A 13,980-nucleotide genomic window follows, 5' to 3' on the forward strand; every position below is an offset into this window, starting at 1 on the left:
TCGCAAGCGACCTCGACCTTTCCGAGGAAACCACCGCAAAGGCCCGCGAAATCATCGACACCTCCGCCGAACAAGGACTACTCTCCGGGAAATCACCATCCGGATTTGCGGCCGCCGCCATCTACGCAGCAAGCCTCCTCTGCAACGAGAAGAAAACCCAGCGCGAAGTCGCCGACGTCGCGAACGTCACCGAAGTCACCATCCGCAACCGCTATCAAGAACAGATCGAAGCGATGGGCTTTGGAGTATAAGGGGTTGCGCGTCCGCAGATACGATTTCCCCGATATGCACACGAACCCGCGTTCGCTCGTGTGCAGATTCGCGCTCGACCGTGATCGCGAGCCCGCACACCTACTGCGTACGTGATAGCAGTAGTCATCAATACGGTTTCTTTATTCAGTGGATAAGGTGAAACGCCCGGTCAGTACAGGGGAATATCTTATCGGCGGTGGAGTTCAGGGTGGGGTATGGGACTGAAGTCCGTCATCGGGAACCTCGCCGGATGAGGACTGCTCGCGGGAGCGGTATTTGCGACGGGTGTCGTCGCCGTCGCCATCGTGGAGAGCCTCTTGTGGGGGCTCACCAGTGGACGGTTTCTCAGAATCTGGTTCTCGGCCGGGTTCGCCCTAACCGCTGGATTCGCCGGGTACGTAGTCCGAAACGTGTCGCTGGCAACGTGCTTCCACTGGATTACGACATTTCAGTCGCGTTCCGTGGCGGGCAAGGAGGGCTGTGATGTATTAGATACGTTCATCGACTCACATGAACCAACCAAACGCGTCCTTGAACGGCTCGTCGACGGCATCCCCCATCGTGACGAGAGCGGCCCACACACGACATATTACCCGGGTTACCGGCGTCAATCGATGCAGAAGGCGATGCGTCTTCGAGACAGCTGGCATTCTGTCGAGGAGCTCACGAACCGTCTCGTGGATATGAAGACCCAAATTCGGGACTGGAAGGACGAATTCGACGTCGAGTCACCGAACCAGCTTCGCGGCATGCTTGCTGACGAGTCTTTCGATGCCGGGGAGGAAGATCGTCGCCCTGAGATTGCCCGCGAATGGGAACATCTTCAACACCGCATCAAAACCGTCGGCTTCGCCATCCGCGAATGGGAACATCTTCAACACCGCATCAAAACCGTCGGCTTCGCCATCCGCGAATGGGAACATCTTCAACACCGCATCAAAACCGTCGGCTTCGCCATCCGCGAATGGGACTTCCTCGCCCCAACAGAGCCTGCTGAGGCCAGCAGCTAACCGATGTCGATTGTACATTCCGGTGGTGATCCGAACGCGAACCTCTACGCCCAACATGTTGGGAAAATTCTGAATGGGGTAGTGGACGATCCCTACCTATGGATATTGAAGACTGGCTCCCGTTCGAAGTCTCCGACGACACGTCCCTGACACCGTTAGTGTACGTGTTTGCCGCCGTTCCGACAGTGCTCGGGGCGGCACATCACATCGACCATATCATCCGGGGAAACCACGTCGGCTGGCCGCTCATACCCGAGGTAAATGCATTCACGTACAGCCTCGCTATCTATCCACTTATCGGAGTGAGTATATACCTAGCAGTCAGCGACCGGGTTGAGGCGAGGTACATGACGGTGTTTTTCGCGTTCAGCGCGGCGGTACTCGCGTTCTTCCACGTCAGCCCGTGGGCGGTCGAACCACCACAAGACGTTATTCAACCGTATGGGAACCCAGTCTTTGGGTACCTTGCGTTTGCAGTCTTGTTGGCGCTCATCGCGTCGGCTGTGATCGGATGCGTGTACTCCGCCATGCTCTGGCAGCAGAGCAAGTCATCGTGAACCGGTTTGACGGCTAGTCAACTGGGAATATTCGGCGATGACAGCTGTTCTATGTGAATTCCGACAGAATCGACTCTGCGGTGAGGTGGCCAGAGATGATTGCTCCGGTGAATCCGCCACCGGGGAACGTCCATGCTGAGGCAAACCGCAGGTTCGAAATCGGCGGTTCGACGCGCCGGTCGAACAGCGATTGGGAGGGGGTTTGGGCAAATCCGTACGCGGTCCCACTGGGGTTCATCGTGTACCGCTGGATGGTTTTCGGCGTCGCCAATTCGGCATGGGCGATTGCATCATCCAGCTGGGGGTACTGGTCCACCAATCGGCGGCGCAGAACCGTCTTGACGAGTGCTTTCTTCTCGCGATACTCCGCGTCTTTGAGGCCAGTCCACTCGTCAAGGTAGTCAATGGTGGAAACTGCACCGACGGATTGCCCATCCTCCGTGAGCTCGGCGTCGATCTGGCTGTAGTCTACGAAAGTGAGGGTTCGCCGCCCGTACGACACCCGCTGAACCGACGCGACGTCAGCAAGTGTGTCGACCGAGGGATGCTGAATTACGGTTGAGTACTGCTCACAGCCGAGGTTCTGTGGGGGTGTGTCGAACCCGAGATATAGCGTCGTCAACGACGGCGCCACCTTCCAGTCGTCAAACTGCGCACCGAGTTGGTTTCCGTGAGGCGCTGGCAGGAGGTTCTCAGCAACAAGGGGGACGGCGGCGTTCGCGACGACGGTATCGGCGTTGTTGGTCTGAACGTCCTGACCGGTTAGCGTGGTCGTTCCGGACCGAGAGTGTTCGTGGCGGACCCCGGTCGCCTGGCCGTCGTCGACGCGTATATCGGTGACGCGGCGGTCCGTCTCGGCCCGTCCCCCCGCCTCCTCAATTAGGGAGACCAAGCAGTCTGCGAGTCGCTGCGAGCCGCCCTTGATGTAGTAGCCGCCGTTGGCGATGTAGCCGCCCTGCGCCACCGCGAAAAACGGGAGCGAGAGCGAGTAGGGGTCGTCGTGATAGTAGCCGAGGTTGGCAGTGAGGACCCGCTTCGGTGCGTCGCCGTCGAGTACGTCGTCGAGGAACGACCCGAGCGTCTCGTTCCGGTGGCGGAGGAAGGTTCTATTCTGGAGGGCGAACAACAGTTTCGAGGTGACTGACGGTTCGCCGGCAGATGCGAATCCGAGGAGCGACTCGCGGAGGTCCAATATCACGTCGTAGAACGTTCGAATCCCCTCCGCGTCCTCAGGGAACTCACTCGCTAACCGTTCGCATGCGTCTTCCCGTCCGTGTGGGATAGCAATGTCTTGGTTTCCACGCCGGTACCGGTAGAAATCCGCGATAGGTTCGAACGAGAGGCGGTCGAGAACGCCGAGATCCGCGAATATCTCGCGTTTGATGTCATGTTCGTCGAAGCCGTCGATTTCGTGCAGACTCACATCAAACTCGAAGTCCTGCCGTTCGAAGGTAGTCGCACAGCCACCCGGGATTGAGTGTTGTTCCAATACGAGAACTTGTTTGCCTGCCTGAGCGAGTTTCGCCCCAGAGACAAGGCCACCGAGACCAGCACCAATCACGACAGCGTCTCGTACCTGTTCACTCGACATTAGCGATCACGGTCAAATATTGATAGTGTTGGAGCAGGAACGTTTGCCCAATATGTTGGCCAACCCTGCGACGGAACCAGCGGAGGTAGATAGATGATCGAAGCCCGATTTCGAATGCAGTTGCCGCCGGATCTCTGGATTACGGAGGTTTCGACATCGTACTCATCGGCGACATTCCGCTTGCTCACCGGCGCACCAGTAGGGGAGAGAGCTCTGGAGCTTGGCGAAGTCACGTACTCGAACCCTAGGGCTGTCTCTGATGCGATTCAAGACCATCCGGATGTCCTTGAGTACGAGCAACTGTATCTCGAAGACGGGACGGCGATCGCACAGTATGAAACGACCGAACAGCAACTCTACGAGTTCTTGGGCGACTCCTCACTGCCACCGGAGTTTCCGCTCATCGTCGAAGATGGCGAAATGGAGTTCGACGTGACCGCGACTCGCGACCAGTTCGAGACGATGGGAACAGCGCTGGACGCAAGCGGCTACGAGTATGAACTTCTTTCAGTCGTCGAGAGACGAAATTCGGAGACGCTGCTCACCGAGCGGCAACACGAGTGCCTCACCGTCGCGTTCCGAGAGGGATACTTCGAGGTGCCACGAGGATGCACTTTAGAGGAAGTCGCCCAAGTGATAGGGGTCGATACGTCAACGGCAAGTGAGACAATCCGTCGTGGAACTGCCCGCATCCTTGAGTGGTTCCTCGTCGGTACCACCGCGTCTATTACGGAGAGTCAAGGGGAAAGCCCCGCCCTTTAGCGCGGGGAGGATGTCAACGTTTGTCGGGGAAATGTGCCTGGAGTGTCTGTGCTTCAGCTTTCCTGAGGTGTTCGGCAACAGTACTTGGCGCACAGTCTAGTTCTGTGGCAATTTCTTCTTGGCTGGCACTGCGAGGAATGTCGTAGTATCCCAGCTCAACTGCCGTTTCGACGACTTCGCGTTGGCGGTCAGTAAGGCGGGCCTCGATCGCAGTTGTTGTCCCGGCAAGCCCACCGACCGCCTCGATAGTCACGTCAATTGGCACCGACACATCTTCGATTGCCTCCTGTACCTCATCGTCAGGACCGAACATCGAGAATACGACTGTCCCACTTGGTCTGTATTCGACTGGGGGGACGACGATTAGGCCGCCGGAGGAGATGGGGCTGAACATTTCTTGGAGCGACTCGGTCGTCGCATCCCGGACGTACACGTAGCAAGACCGTTCATCAATCCGTTCGATATCGTAGCCGACGACTTCTGGGATTTCTTGCAGCGCACTCTCAAGTGCATTCGCGTCGCCGACGACGTAATGGAGGATGCCCAGTGCGTCGCCAGTGTAGTTCCACTGTTCTGCCGTCGCTCGCTTGATGAATGTTGCCTCGGTCAACACGCCGTACATCGGGTGAATACTGCCCGCCCGTCCAGCATCGGCAGTGATGCGAACTCGGACGTGTTTCATGCATGACGATATGCAATCACGAACATAAACCCACCGAGCAAACTCGGCAATAGCCACTCGTGTTGAAGCGACGAATTACCCCTATGATTTGAACGCTGGTGACCGGCGCAACAGGGACACTCGGAACAGCACTCCGACCGCGACTCACAGCGGCAGACCATACTGTCCCGGCGGCGAGCCGCTCGCCTCCCAACGAAGCAAAGGGAAGCGTCAATTGGGTCGAGCTGGACGTGACCGACGGTTCGAACATCAAGTCGGCGCTGGAAAATATCGATGTCGTCATTCACGCGGCGACGGCGCCGCAAGGTGACACAGCGGCGGTTGACGTGCAGGGAACGAAGCGACTTATTGAAGCGGCCGAAGTGGCCGGTGTCGAACACTTCGTCTACCCCTCAATAGTGGGCATCGACGACATCCCCTACTCCTACTACGAACACAAGGCTATCGCTGAAACAGCAGTCGCAAAAAGCGATATCCCAACAACGATCATCCGTTCGACGCAGTTTCACGCGTTTATCGCGGAGCTACTGGATTTTGTAGCGAAACTTCCAGTGTGGCCCCTGCCAACAAAACTGCAACTCCAGCCCATCGATGTCGGTGAAGTGGCGGATATCATCGTGGAGCACGCGACGCTGACAGCAAGCGGCCGGACCGACCCGATCGGCGGTCCTGAGGTTCGCTCAGTCAGGGAACTTGCACGGGCATATCGCGCTGCACGTAATCTCAGACGGCCGATTCTTCATGTTCCCCTCCCTGGGGACACTGTGGCGGCGTTTCGGGCTGGCGATGCGACCTGCCCCGATCACAGGGGTGGAGTGCTCACGTGGGAGGAGTGGCTCGCGCAACGATACGTGACCGGACCAAACGAGACCACCACTCAGATGGAGTCATCGATGTGACTGCTGGTGGCGCAACGAAACCTCATTCTCACTGCGGTGGATAGTTTCCCACTACTGGCAGTTCTGCCTACGCTGGATCACGTTTCTCTATCCTGGCGCCCAAATGAACAGGTAGCGGCTTTCGCTACAATCTCAGTATCCCTTGTAGCAGGTGCGGGTCTTCCGGTAAGTGGAGACGACCTTGCTATCGTTCGGTAAAGGACGAGTACTTCGCCGACCACCCTCGGTCGCCGATGGGGAAGCGCGATGGCGTCTGGCTCCTCGACTTCAACTGTGCGTACAATCCCTTCTGCACGTACTCCGACGCCGACGACTGCCCGTTCGTCTCCTTCGAGAACCACCTTGACGTGCGCATCGAGGCGGGCGGACGCTACGCGGAGTAACACCTAACTTTCCGCCCGAGAGACCCCCGCGTATGAACCGCGCACGCACCGTCTGCGTCCTTCCGCGCGTTCTCGCCGCCCTTGCCCTGCTCGTCCCGTTCGCCGCTTCTCTCCCCGGCATCAAACCTCCACCCGCGACTGCCACCCTTCTCAGCCCCCTCGTTCTCGTCGCCGCCGTCCTCGCACGCGCTGCTGTCACCCGCAACCCCGTTGACATCATCCTCGCCGCCGTCACCGCGCCCTGCATTCTCGCCGTCGCCTACGCCCTCTACGAACACCTCGCCCTCACCCCCGGCGTCGTCTGGGGCCCGCTCTTCGTCGCGCTTGCTACAGCCCTCCTCGTCCTCGCTGTCCTTGCCGACGCCGCCATCGAACGACTCACCGACGCACAGACAGCCTAACCGCAGGCAACACAGTTTCTTCAGCAGAATGGGCGGAACGGCCGATCGATACGCATCCCGACTGAACGGTTGTTTCACGTCAAGTATGGTGATTTCCGGAATGTACACACGGGACGGCGAGATTCGTGTGAACAAGACCGAGCGCCAATCGCACGAATACACGCTATTAGGCCTGGTCTCTGATATCCGGGGCTGTGGGGGAGGTGTTGTTCACACGACAGTCGGTATGTAGGTAACGGATATACCGAAACAATATGTCCTTAATCAACAATGAACCCGCTCGGGAGATCGTCCGAGGAATCGATCACGGTGCTCTCCCCAACGCCATCGTCACGAACTACGTTGTCGCGGAGACGTTGAACCTGACGCGCGAGCGACTCGGTCCGATACCAGCGAACGAATTACTGGACCGTCTCATCGAGGGCGCCCATTTCGAGATCGTGCACGCACCCTAGGCAGACTTCAACGCCGCACAAGCGATCTTCCGCCGGTACCCTGACTTGTCGTTCGTCGACGCGTCCATCGTCGCGTACATGAACCGCGACGAGACCAACTATCTCTATTCATTTAATGACGGATTTGGCCGTGTAACGGGCTTACGCGCCTAGACACTGCTGATAACCCTTTCAACTGAGTTTCTGGAGGTCGCCGTCCAGGAGCTCATCGGAGCAACCTGACTGGGACTTCGGTCTTTCGCGGTCGGAGTCCAGAGTGGATTCGAGCTGCCGGTGAACTAGGTACAGATTAGGTACGGATCGCTACGTTTGGAGAATTCGTTACCTAGAGTGCAACCTCGTGGTTAGGAACATAGTTTTCCTTCGCTCGCCTGGTCTCTGGTCCTTCTGGAACGAGGCCCGGAGACGAGGTGTCGTCATCGAACCGGTCCGGATTTGGAGTGAGTGAATCCAGGATCTCTGCGAAGGTCGTGCCGTCCCGCCCGGTGATGTGTACGAATCCGCCATATTGTCGTTGCTCGCGCGGAGTTGTTTCTGGGTCCGGGAACGCGTCTCGAATACAGGTGACGCGCTCACGAAGGTATGCTGAAGCCTCGTGCTGTGATTGCTGACAGTCTGCGTAGTACTGTTCTTGGTGGCGGTCGTCGAAATCTGCCTCGAGGTGTTTGGTGGAGTCGTATCGAACTGCATCGGAGCTGATCTCGCCGGTGAGGAAGCTGAGGTTCACCGTGAAGCAGTCCGGATATCGCAGAATTACCAAGCAGAAGATTTGGTCGTCAACAGTGTAGCGTTCCTGCAGCCGATAGTAGCACTCCAGATAGTACGCTGCGAGGGCACCAATCCAGTCGTCACGCTCACCGTCGAGGTACGCGGTTGCGACTTCGTAGTAGTCCTCGCCAGCAATCTGTTGTAAGCGATGCTTAAAGCTCTGTCTCATTTCGGCCAATTCGTCCTCGTATACCTCCGTTAACGGGATATCTGGGTCATCGAGCAACTTGCTCTTTCGATCGCCAGCGGCCGCAATTCTCTCCATGTTCTCGTGGAGGGACCGTTCTGCTTGCACGTCTGGCAGCGGAATTCGAACTGCCTGTTCGGACAGGAGCTTCGTCCCGGCGTCCATCCGTTCACTCCAGTCGTTCATAATCCATTATCTGACCGCACTATGTATCAGGAGATATTGAACTCGGCGGTGGCGTTGGTATTTTCGCAATCCTACTGAGCGGCTGTTCTACGCCAAATCCAGTTTGTGAAAACCCGCTTCTTTGGGTTCGGTGAATCGCTAAGTACAGGCGGAGCAGGTATTGACGATCCCACAGGCCCCGTACTGGTCTATCAACACCAAGAGATATTTACCAGTGAAGTTGAAACTGTCTCGAGATGTCTGATAAGCCCTCCATTCCTCAGGCACAAGCGGTATCGTCATATATCGAAGATGGCGCACGGATTGCGGCGATCCTCATCATTTGGGGACTGATCTCTGCGGTGTTCACATACGGCGTGAGTGATCTTGGATTGCCCTTTGAGCAACTCTGGCTCCAGCTCGGGCAGGTCTTTGCTGTAACTGGTGTCCTTAACGCTGTCCTATATCTCCTGTATCGCGCCACCGATTACTGGCAGAACACCGCCTGACTCTTCCCATACCTTTCGATTAGCGATCAATCTAAAGAAACCGCCTAGCAACTACTGATAGAGCAGCTAGGGACAGGAGCTGGAAGCAAACTGAAGGCATTCAAGCACAAGTCCCGATTCTTTTTCTACACACCCCCAAATGGGTAGGTGCTAATGCATCGACGCCGATTCCTCACCGCGGTTGGAGCCACCACAGCATTCGCCTGTGCTGGGTGTCTGTCGTTCCCACGCGGTGATTCCGCCCCTGAATACCCCCGCGGATCGCTCTACGTGTACAACACCTCCCAATCCGCCATCACGGTTGCCGTAGAGACAGTCAACCACGACCCACCTGCGTCCATCGAAACCACCGTCCCTTCCGGCGAGCACATCGTCGAACGCGAGTTCGTCACTGCCGACCCCGGGACGACGGTGACGCTCGCCGCACGCATCGGCGAAACCGGCGAGACGACGTTCGACTTCCTCCCCGGTGGCGACGAATCAGGCGACTCCCCCGAGTACGCACGCCTGGACATTCGGAACGCCGTCGAAATAAGTGCCGAATGGTCCGCTCGAAAGGGTACCTGACGGGTCGTCTAAGGATTTGTCTCGGGTAGCCAGACCGCTTTCTGCATGCGGTATTCAGCAGTAGTTCCAAACCTGGTTTATCTACTTAGATTTGGAGGTAAAACAGCCAATCAGTACGCACACTCACTTACCGGCTGTTTCACACCGACACAGTGGGGAGAACCGGCCTCGATGTGGTTCGTCGTTTCGCTAAGTACAGGAAAAGGACTTACCGGAGCCGCCGGAGAATTTAGTCATGAATCGACGGCAGTTTCTTCGTAGTGCTGTGGGCGGAGGAATCGCCCTTCTGGCGGGATGTTCCTCCTCTCAGCAACGCACCGACGCAACTGTATTTCTCGCAAATCTTTCGGAAAGTCAACAAGAAGTGGTTGTCCGAATCTTCGACGCTAATGATTCCAAAGTTTGGGAGCAACAAGCAGAACTACCTGCTGCACCACCTAACGAGGCCCCATCTGTCAACACAGTAAACGCGTTACAATCCGTCGAGATAGATTCCAAATTCAGGATTGAAGTCGATGTTGAATCAATCGAAAAAACAGCGACGAGATATATTACGATTGACTGCAAGGATAGCGAATTCGTCAGAATCCGGATTATGAAGCGATATGAAGGGGGAAAACCGGTAGTCGATTTCAGAGAGCCTTCTTGTTAGATGAAGCACGCCATAGTGCCAGAACGGAGCCACAACTTTCGAGCTTAGTTCGCACACCTACTGAGCGGTTGTTTCACTCCGGATTTCCGCGGTGAAAACCCGACTCGATGTGGTGTGTGACTTCGTTAAGTACGGGGGAGGGTGGTATCTGTCAGTCTCGAAGTGACTTAATTGTGTTTTCTGGTGGCCCACAAAACACATTATTGCTGGTTTGGGAACTCACAGTATGCGCCGTGAATTGATGGTTATTCTCCTCGTGTTGCTCGCTGGCTGTAGCGGGCTGAACGGCGGCACTCCCTCCACGCAACCAACAGAGACCACGGCCCCAGACCCAACAACAACGTCCAACGCGGCGAATGCAACGCCGAGTAACACTATCAACTACACCGAACTCTCGGACACCGAGCAACGAGCGTTCGATACCGCCCAGCAACGACAAGTCGGGTTCGCTCCCGACGCTATCCGTGAGTCACCATACGTCAATCGGACGTACTTCCCGACTGACGCTCAGGACGTTTTCCAGAATCACAAGTACGTCCTGAAGAACGGGACGTACTATCGCCTCACGTGGCATGCCGGACCAATCGTGGCAACGTATAGAATTGAGGTCACTCAACAAGAGCCGCCTGGGAATGCCACTGTCGTGTCACTGGGGAATCTCACACCACGGGTCCGACAGCCTGTCGAAAAAGCCATTCAGAACGGAACGTACGATACGCCGTTTGGTAAATGGGGCTCGTTACCTGATAGCTTAGATGGTGTTGATTACATCCGGGATGGGGAACAATATTATAAAACCCACATTATTCCGGGTGATTTCTGGGGCGAGGAAGTGCGCGCAGAACCGGTCGAGTAGGTAGGTCAGTACTCGATACAGGCGGAGCAGGGCGAGTGCCTCAATGTCAAGCCCCGGGGCGGTTCATGATTCGTTCCAGAAGGCTTCGATTCGTTCATCGAGACGAGTAAGTACCAAACTGAGGACATTCCGCCACTCTCTGGGGTAGTCGGCGTCCTCGCCTGGCGTTACTGCATCTGGTGGTGGATGGTAGTGCTCGTGGGTGTTGTGGTCGTTGGGGTGCCGGCCCCAGCGGCACTCCCACGAGCGTTCTGTTCGTTACTGCTCAGCGTAGTGAATGCTGAAGTCGTCCGTCTTGAACCACCGAATTCGAAGTGAGGCACGCGTGACTCCGCCAGGGAAGTACCCGAGGTCGTACTCGGCAACGACAGCGTTTGGCGCATACGAGGGACGTGCGTGGACGTTCTCGAAGCGAGTGCTTTGGGCGAGACGAGCGGCGATCCGATCAAAAAGCTCCGCATCGATCGGGCCGGTGCTCGGCGGGTCAGCCGACCGATCAGGCATCGACAGAGCCGGGAGTGCGACCGGCGGGTGGATGGTCACGTCGCGCCGCGTCGAGTAAGTCTGCCCGTGCTTCGAGTGTTTTCCATTCGGAGAGGGCTTCCCACGCGTCTTCGGTGGGCATCTCTTGGCTGGCTTTGACGAGGGAGACGTCATTAGGCTCGTCGGCGTCGAATTGGTCTCTGTAGTCGTCAATTTGGTCGAGGGCGTCTGCCAGTGCCTCAACAATTTCTTGCTCGGAGTACTGTTCGCGGATGCGGTTGATGCGTCGCCACTGGAAGTACGCGTCGTTGCGCTCGTAACGGACGGGCCGGCCGTCGTGGCGGTGTACCATGCCCATGTCGTCGAACCATTCGAGGTAGTCGCGGGCAGTTTCGGGGTCGCAGTCAGCCTGGTCGGCGATGTCCGAAACCTTCGTGGGGGTTCGTAATGCGACGACGACATTGAGGAGTCGCTCGCGGATTGGGCCGCCTGTGAACAGCGCGTCAGGTGACTCTAGCTCGTCAAGATCGGGCGGTGATTCGTCGCCAGCGTACGCATCATCGGGGATCTCAGTGATTTCCATTCTGTCGCCTCGTACCAGGGCCTAACATCTGAAGCGACATATATCTATGGCTCTCTGAATTATTTCTGCTTCAGATCCCACGGCCATGAGTGAACCCTGTCAAATTACCGAGTGAGCTAGCTGGCATACCCGACACATCTTCTGGCAGGTCTGTCCAAGCATTCACGCCGATATTCTGGAGTTTCAAAGCCTGAAAACCCGAAGCAAGGAATCTGTCCAGACAGCCCTGTCCAGACAGTGATTGGCAGGACTCGCCTGTCCAGACAGAACCACCAGACTTCGCGGCTGTCCAGACAGAAACCGCGAAATTAACAACTAGTATAGGCGGGAATTCCCGCCTAGACGACTGTCCGGACACGACCACCTAACGTACTCGGGTTTGACGGGGGATGCGAAGTTACAGAAGGCTGATGAGAAGCCGATTCCAGATCCAGTTCGAGACATCTTCTTGGGAAAACAAAGAAGCCAGAAGAGCCCCCATCCAAACGCATGCCCTCCAGACGAGCCGTCGGTTTCAGTCTCGCCATCGGCGTGGTTCACGCGGCGGTGTTGCTACTCGTCGCTCTCCGTCTCGGCTATTCGATTGGGCCATCGCAATATTCGTTCGGTGGCCTTCTGTGGCGGTATGGTGGGCTCGTCGTTGTCGCAGCAGTTCCAGTCTGGCTCACGGTTCGATTCCACCTCGTCACCCCCGTGGTTGCGCTCGTCCTCACGACGGCCTACGTCCTCGGGATGGAACTCACGCCTCCGGGACCAACGTTTCGCGACGTCGCCGAACTGGAACGACTCGCCGAACCGACCGGCATCATGGTCGTCGAGAACGGGCTGTACATCGTCCGGTATATGGTCAACGCATCGGTCTGGGCGGTTGGGTTCCTGTTCCTCGGACTCGTGGAGTACGTGATTCGAGATCTGTGGGCTCGAGTGCCGTCAGTTCCGGGATCCATCCCGTGGTTGTCGGTTCCGGCTTCACGACGCCGAGCGATCGCTCTCGCTTCTACAGGCGGTCTCCTGCACGCCGTTGTAATGGTATGGTACGCTACCCGTCTCGGGGTAACAGTTTCAGGGGGCTTCGACTGGCTGGTGTATCTGTTCGGTGCCGTCGGTATGTGGATGCTCGCCGCGATTCCACTTTATTTGTTAGTTCGATATCGCCTGATCGCGCCAGCGACGCTACTGGCGGTGTTCATCCTCGTCGACGTACAAGCAGCATTCACAGCAAGTGTAGAGGATCCCCACGCGCTCTACTTCGGCGGCTGGTACCTCTACCTAGGAATCCTACTCATCGTAGCGGGAATCGAATCCGGTCTCCGCCGCCTTAACGTATCTCAACGGCTCGCTTCCAAGACCTGAAACAGTATTGCTACGGCATAGAAATCCAGGAATCCCAGAGGCTCGTGGATTGACGCACAACGCCTATCGATTGACCACCGCCTGAAGACGGACGTATGCGCTACCGATCGATATCAGCCAGTGAGGCCGCGCTTCCCCCAAGGTTCGATGAATCGCTAAGTACAGGAATTGTACTTAGCGAATACTCCTCCGTTCATATTCGTAGAGAGCACGCTGGGTCGGTTTAGCATCTGAGGATTTCAACGGAGGACTTCTTCATATTAGCAAATCAAGTCTTATCAGTCACCGGTCCATTCCGGCCGGTATAATGCTGGAACAAGTGCATAACTTGATAGATGAAAGCAAGCAAGATAACTGGCAGGTTTACTTACTTCTTGGAGCGTCCGGCGTCGCATTCAGCGAATACGCTGGAATCTACTTCATCACAGGACTGCTGCACTCTCTCGACGGTACCGTAGTACTATCAGGATACACAGTTGACGACTTATTGATTTCGGCGTGTCAAGGTTCGTTCATCGCTATTCTTGGGAACTGGATGTTCTCACAGGGAGATTCGTTCTTCGCGTTCGGGACAGACTCTTTCAATACGAAGGAGGTAGCTGTCTTGGTCCGGGTCGGGTTGATGACGTTACTCGGTGTTCTCGGTGGCTTGGTGATCCCTGACCTGATCCACAGCCACGCCGAGTTTGTAGTAGTGCAGACCTTTGGATTGGTAATCTTGATTGGGTACTCCTTGGTTCACACAGATATCGTTGATTGGAATATCTCAAATGAGATCCCTGTGATAGTCGCAGGTTTCATTCTCGCCGGTTTCCCGTTCGTAGTCTGATGCCACTGGTATTCTCCGTCGATAAAATAATGAGAG

At 56.5% G+C, this 13,980-nt stretch carries 16 protein-coding genes and 3 pseudogenes; 14 read left to right on the forward strand and 5 right to left on the reverse strand.

The window, feature by feature from the left end; all coding sequences use genetic code 11:
• The 3 genes and pseudogenes from LPA46_RS14260 to LPA46_RS14270 all read left to right on the forward strand — a co-directional run.
• A pseudogene (locus LPA46_RS14260) lies at positions 1-251 on the forward strand (transcription initiation factor IIB); the annotation flags it as partial.
• Between the two features lie 462 nt (positions 252-713).
• Positions 714-1,262 carry a DUF7342 family protein gene (locus LPA46_RS14265; protein ID WP_330166346.1) on the forward strand — a complete coding sequence of 183 codons (549 nt, stop codon included), beginning with the start codon at positions 714-716 and terminating at the stop codon, positions 1,260-1,262.
• A 98-nt stretch (positions 1,263-1,360) separates the two neighbouring features.
• Positions 1,361-1,819 carry a hypothetical protein gene (locus tag LPA46_RS14270; protein ID WP_230893055.1) on the forward strand — a complete coding sequence of 153 codons (459 nt, stop codon included), beginning with the start codon at positions 1,361-1,363 and terminating at the stop codon, positions 1,817-1,819.
• 49 nt (positions 1,820-1,868) lie between these two features.
• Here the strand turns inward: LPA46_RS14270 and LPA46_RS14275 are convergent, their stop codons facing one another.
• Positions 1,869-3,410, reverse strand: coding sequence for a phytoene desaturase family protein (locus LPA46_RS14275; protein ID WP_230893056.1), 1,542 nt, complete (start codon positions 3,408-3,410; stop codon positions 1,869-1,871).
• 93 nt (positions 3,411-3,503) lie between these two features.
• On the opposite strand from LPA46_RS14275, the gene LPA46_RS14280 reads away from it, so the two are divergent.
• Positions 3,504-4,172, forward strand: a complete 669-nt coding sequence (locus LPA46_RS14280; protein ID WP_230893057.1) for a helix-turn-helix domain-containing protein — start codon at positions 3,504-3,506, stop codon at positions 4,170-4,172.
• A gap of 13 nt (positions 4,173-4,185) precedes the next feature.
• Here the strand turns inward: LPA46_RS14280 and LPA46_RS14285 are convergent, their stop codons facing one another.
• Entirely contained in the window at positions 4,186-4,854 is a 669-nt protein-coding gene (locus tag LPA46_RS14285) for a helix-turn-helix domain-containing protein (protein WP_230893058.1), read from the reverse strand.
• A 98-nt stretch (positions 4,855-4,952) separates the two neighbouring features.
• Between LPA46_RS14285 and LPA46_RS14290 the strand changes: the two genes are divergently transcribed.
• The 4 genes and pseudogenes from LPA46_RS14290 to LPA46_RS19240 all read left to right on the forward strand — a co-directional run bounded on the left by LPA46_RS14290 (position 4,953) and on the right by LPA46_RS19240 (position 7,171).
• Positions 4,953-5,753 (forward strand): SDR family oxidoreductase, encoded by an 801-nt coding sequence (locus LPA46_RS14290; RefSeq protein WP_230893059.1) that lies wholly within the window; start codon positions 4,953-4,955, stop codon positions 5,751-5,753.
• A gap of 233 nt (positions 5,754-5,986) precedes the next feature.
• Entirely contained in the window at positions 5,987-6,136 is a 150-nt protein-coding gene (locus tag LPA46_RS14295) for a DUF1684 domain-containing protein (protein WP_230893060.1), read from the forward strand.
• Between the two features lie 32 nt (positions 6,137-6,168).
• Entirely contained in the window at positions 6,169-6,537 is a 369-nt protein-coding gene (locus tag LPA46_RS14300) for a hypothetical protein (RefSeq protein WP_230893061.1), read from the forward strand.
• A gap of 254 nt (positions 6,538-6,791) precedes the next feature.
• Positions 6,792-7,171 (forward strand): annotated as a pseudogene (locus LPA46_RS19240) (type II toxin-antitoxin system VapC family toxin).
• Positions 7,172-7,317: 146 nt separating this feature from the next.
• Here LPA46_RS19240 and LPA46_RS14310 read toward each other — a convergent pair.
• Positions 7,318-8,133 carry a hypothetical protein gene (locus tag LPA46_RS14310; RefSeq protein WP_230893062.1) on the reverse strand — a complete coding sequence of 272 codons (816 nt, stop codon included), beginning with the start codon at positions 8,131-8,133 and terminating at the stop codon, positions 7,318-7,320.
• Between the two features lie 236 nt (positions 8,134-8,369).
• Between LPA46_RS14310 and LPA46_RS14315 the strand changes: the two genes are divergently transcribed.
• The 4 genes from LPA46_RS14315 (at position 8,370) to LPA46_RS14330 (ending at position 10,696) form a co-directional block, all read left to right on the forward strand.
• Entirely contained in the window at positions 8,370-8,621 is a 252-nt protein-coding gene (locus tag LPA46_RS14315) for a hypothetical protein (protein WP_230893063.1), read from the forward strand.
• 270 nt (positions 8,622-8,891) lie between these two features.
• Positions 8,892-9,188, forward strand: coding sequence for a hypothetical protein (locus tag LPA46_RS14320; RefSeq protein ID WP_230893064.1), 297 nt, complete (start codon positions 8,892-8,894; stop codon positions 9,186-9,188).
• A 235-nt stretch (positions 9,189-9,423) separates the two neighbouring features.
• The gene (locus LPA46_RS14325) at positions 9,424-9,840 is read left to right on the forward strand and encodes a twin-arginine translocation signal domain-containing protein (RefSeq protein ID WP_230893065.1); all 417 of its coding nucleotides are present in this window, start codon (positions 9,424-9,426) and stop codon (positions 9,838-9,840) included.
• A gap of 226 nt (positions 9,841-10,066) precedes the next feature.
• Positions 10,067-10,696 carry a DUF3558 domain-containing protein gene (locus LPA46_RS14330; RefSeq protein WP_230893066.1) on the forward strand — a complete coding sequence of 210 codons (630 nt, stop codon included), beginning with the start codon at positions 10,067-10,069 and terminating at the stop codon, positions 10,694-10,696.
• A gap of 63 nt (positions 10,697-10,759) precedes the next feature.
• On the opposite strand, the pseudogene LPA46_RS19245 reads toward LPA46_RS14330, so the two are convergent.
• Positions 10,760-11,200, reverse strand: a pseudogene (locus LPA46_RS19245) (hypothetical protein).
• Positions 11,193-11,762, reverse strand: coding sequence for a DUF7342 family protein (locus LPA46_RS14335; protein ID WP_230893067.1), 570 nt, complete (start codon positions 11,760-11,762; stop codon positions 11,193-11,195). Before LPA46_RS14335 ends, LPA46_RS19245 begins: the two are co-directional and overlap by 8 nt.
• 693 nt (positions 11,763-12,455) lie before the next feature.
• Here LPA46_RS14335 and LPA46_RS14340 point away from each other — a divergent pair.
• Together LPA46_RS14340 and LPA46_RS14345 are read left to right on the forward strand one after the other, a co-directional pair.
• Complete coding sequence (locus tag LPA46_RS14340; protein ID WP_230893068.1) at positions 12,456-13,115, forward strand: hypothetical protein; 660 nt, start codon at positions 12,456-12,458, stop codon at positions 13,113-13,115.
• 307 nt (positions 13,116-13,422) lie between these two features.
• Positions 13,423-13,944 (forward strand): hypothetical protein, encoded by a 522-nt coding sequence (locus LPA46_RS14345; RefSeq protein WP_230893069.1) that lies wholly within the window; start codon positions 13,423-13,425, stop codon positions 13,942-13,944.
• Positions 13,945-13,980 lie beyond the last annotated feature (36 nt).

It is taken from the genome of Halobacterium sp. KA-6 (assembly GCF_021029015.1).
Classification (GTDB): Archaea; Halobacteriota; Halobacteria; order Halobacteriales; family Halobacteriaceae; genus Halobacterium.

Excerpts from the sequence above, each read along its gene's own strand:
- LPA46_RS14325 (WP_230893065.1), top strand. The coding sequence starts at position 9,424 with ATGAATCGACGGCAGTTTCTTCGTAGTGCTGTGGGCGGAGGAATCGCC.
- LPA46_RS14270 (WP_230893055.1), top strand. The coding sequence starts at position 1,361 with ATGGATATTGAAGACTGGCTCCCGTTCGAAGTCTCCGACGACACGTCC.
- LPA46_RS14285 (WP_230893058.1), bottom strand. The coding sequence starts at position 4,854 with ATGAAACACGTCCGAGTTCGCATCACTGCCGATGCTGGACGGGCGGGC.
- LPA46_RS14310 (WP_230893062.1), bottom strand. The coding sequence starts at position 8,133 with ATGAACGACTGGAGTGAACGGATGGACGCCGGGACGAAGCTCCTGTCC.
- LPA46_RS14280 (WP_230893057.1), top strand. The coding sequence starts at position 3,504 with ATGATCGAAGCCCGATTTCGAATGCAGTTGCCGCCGGATCTCTGGATT.
- LPA46_RS14345 (WP_230893069.1), top strand. The coding sequence starts at position 13,423 with ATGCTGGAACAAGTGCATAACTTGATAGATGAAAGCAAGCAAGATAAC.
- LPA46_RS14315 (WP_230893063.1), top strand. The coding sequence starts at position 8,370 with ATGTCTGATAAGCCCTCCATTCCTCAGGCACAAGCGGTATCGTCATAT.
- LPA46_RS14295 (WP_230893060.1), top strand. The coding sequence starts at position 5,987 with ATGGGGAAGCGCGATGGCGTCTGGCTCCTCGACTTCAACTGTGCGTAC.
- LPA46_RS14300 (WP_230893061.1), top strand. The coding sequence starts at position 6,169 with ATGAACCGCGCACGCACCGTCTGCGTCCTTCCGCGCGTTCTCGCCGCC.
- LPA46_RS14275 (WP_230893056.1), bottom strand. The coding sequence starts at position 3,410 with ATGTCGAGTGAACAGGTACGAGACGCTGTCGTGATTGGTGCTGGTCTC.
- LPA46_RS14335 (WP_230893067.1), bottom strand. The coding sequence starts at position 11,762 with ATGGAAATCACTGAGATCCCCGATGATGCGTACGCTGGCGACGAATCA.
- LPA46_RS14330 (WP_230893066.1), top strand. The coding sequence starts at position 10,067 with ATGCGCCGTGAATTGATGGTTATTCTCCTCGTGTTGCTCGCTGGCTGT.